Origin of the sequence: Thermococcus sp. (assembly GCF_027066465.1) — an archaeon.
Taxonomy (GTDB): domain Archaea; phylum Methanobacteriota_B; class Thermococci; order Thermococcales; family Thermococcaceae; genus Thermococcus.
This window is the reverse complement of record NZ_JAMONU010000106.1, coordinates 1-2224: the sequence shown is the minus strand read 5'-3', so window position 1 is coordinate 2224 and position 2224 is coordinate 1. Positions and strand designations below refer to the sequence as shown.

General features: G+C 57.5%; 2 protein-coding genes. Both read right to left on the bottom strand.

The annotated features are described in order from the left end of the window. Positions 1–94: 94 nt before the first annotated feature. Positions 95–1273 carry an NAD-binding protein gene (locus MVK46_RS04900; protein ID WP_297535528.1) on the bottom strand — a complete coding sequence of 393 codons (1179 nt, stop codon included), beginning with the start codon at positions 1271–1273 and terminating at the stop codon, positions 95–97. A gap of 33 nt (positions 1274–1306) precedes the next feature. Next, positions 1307–1954 carry a metallophosphoesterase gene (locus MVK46_RS04895; RefSeq protein WP_297535527.1) on the bottom strand — a complete coding sequence of 216 codons (648 nt, stop codon included), beginning with the start codon at positions 1952–1954 and terminating at the stop codon, positions 1307–1309. Positions 1955–2224 lie beyond the last annotated feature (270 nt).

Sequence of the window (2224 nt, the reverse complement as noted above, 5' to 3'; positions counted from 1 at the left end):
GTCCCGTCGTGGAGCGCAACAATCGCTGGGGCGAGCAACGTCAGTCCGAGGAGAGCTATTATCTCACCGAGCAGGGCGAACGTTGCTTTAATCCTCATAGCTCCAGCTCCCCCGCCATCTCCTCCTCTACGATAAGCGTTATAACGTCTCCTTCCTGAAGGTGGAAGCTTGCCGTCGGCAGGATTACCTCCCCGTCCCTGAGAACCGGGCCCAACGTTCCCGGAAGCTCGTCCGGAGTTCTGCTGGCGAGTTTCTCGTCAACCTCAACTGCAAGAACCCTCACTCCGGGTATCGAGGCCACGAGGCCAAGAGCATTTTCACCCCTCGTCGCGAAGACTATCCTGTCGGCCGTAACGACCTCCGGGCTGACCGCCGTTATTCCCGCCCTCTCGAACATCGCTATCAACTCGCCGTCGTGAACCACGGCAAAGGCCCTCTCTATTCCCCACTCCCTCGACACCATCGCGCCCATCAGCGTTCTCTCGTCCTCGTCGAAGGCAGAAACCGAAACTTCGGCCTCGTCAAGCTCCTCGTCGCGCCAGAGCGACCTGCTGAAGGGGTTTCCGACGATTACCGCCGTGTCCTCCAGAAGGGATGAAACCCTTTCGGCCCTCTCCCTGTTCCTCTCGACGACCTTGACGTCGCAGCCCTTCCGGATTAGCATCTCGGCGAGCATAACGGCGACCTCGCTTCCGCCAAGGATTAGGACGTTTTTCGGCTTCCTCGGTCTGTAAGCCCGCTTCAGCTCCTCCATTGTGGCAACGACGATTTTCCTGCCTCCAACTTCCGCGTACCATAGCCCCTCGGGAACCTCAAGGGCATCGCCGACGTAAATTCCATCGTAGAGGTTTCTAAGCTGTCTCAGCTGGGGGAACTCGATGACGTTCGCGATGCTCTTGGCAACCAGCGGAACCGAGCTGACCATCAGGTTTACACCGAGCGCTTCCCTCCCGCGCCCCCAGAGCCTCAGATATTCGAGCCTTTTCACCCTCGCAACGGTGAAGGGATTCCCAAGCGTCTTTCCGAGGGAGCAGACGACTATGTTCGTCGCGTCGTCGTCCGTCGTGGCAATCAGGTAGTCCGCCTTCTCGACCTCTGCCTCTTCGAGCGTCTCGGGGAGCGTCGCGTCGCCGACAACCGTTAAAACGTCGAGGTGAGAAACCTCCGCTATCGCCTCCTCGTCTCTGTCAACGACAACGACGTCGTGGTTCTTCGACAGATGCTCCGCAACCCTTTTGCCGGTTCTTCCCGCTCCAACGACAATCACCCTCATGAAAACCGCCAGTGTGTATAGGCGCCTTCTCCTTTAAAGCCTCACCCTCCCGAGGTATATCCCCTCGGGCAGAAACAGCTCGACTTCCGTAGCTTTCCTGAGAAACGGGACGAGCTTAAGCCCTTCTCTCACGTCGAAGCCCTCAATGTATGGATTGACCGTCGGGAGGACGAGGAACTCATTAATCCTCGCGAAGACCTTCACCTTCCTCGCAACACCGCCGGACTTCAGCGTGTAAGCGGGGTGTGCGTGGCCGAGAAAGGCCTCCTCGAACTCTATCTTTGGCAGTCTCGTGTGGCCGTGGAGGAAGAGCCTTCCGTCGAGCAGGAAGTGTTCCCGAACCTCGACGTTGGGGAACTTTCCAGCTACCTCCTCCAGCCTTCCGTCGTGGTTGCCCTTGGCGATGAGAACCCTCACATCTTTCAGCGAGGAGAAGAAGCGCAGGAGCATCTCCTTCAGGCGGAAGCTCAGGCCGAGGGGTTCCTTCACGTCTCCGAGGATTATCAAAGCGTCGGCGCCGCTCTCGGCGACGAACTGGGCAAGGCTTTCCTCAAAGTGGGTTCTAATCCTCAATCCCCGGGAAAGCTCGAAGCCGATGTGCGGGTCGGCAATGAGAAGGGTTCTTCCAAGGGACGTATCAATCAAAAGGGATAAACTCTCAAAGTCGGAAAAAGGAGGCATAGAACCACCGGGCTTCAGATGAGCCCGCGCTCCTTCCTGCGCTGTCTCTTGAGGCGCCTAATCCTCTTCTTAATCCACTTCCACCTCATCCTGCCCTTCTTCTTCCACTTCCTTGGCCTGCGCTTCATGAGCATCACCTCTCTCGGGCTTAGCTCACGGGGTTACTTTTTAAGCTTTTCCCAGGAGGCAGATGGGCAACGGGAAAACTCCTATTCTCCGCTGAGGCCTTCAGAAGGCCCTTCAAACCTTGAGAACTCTCCGAAGATTTAA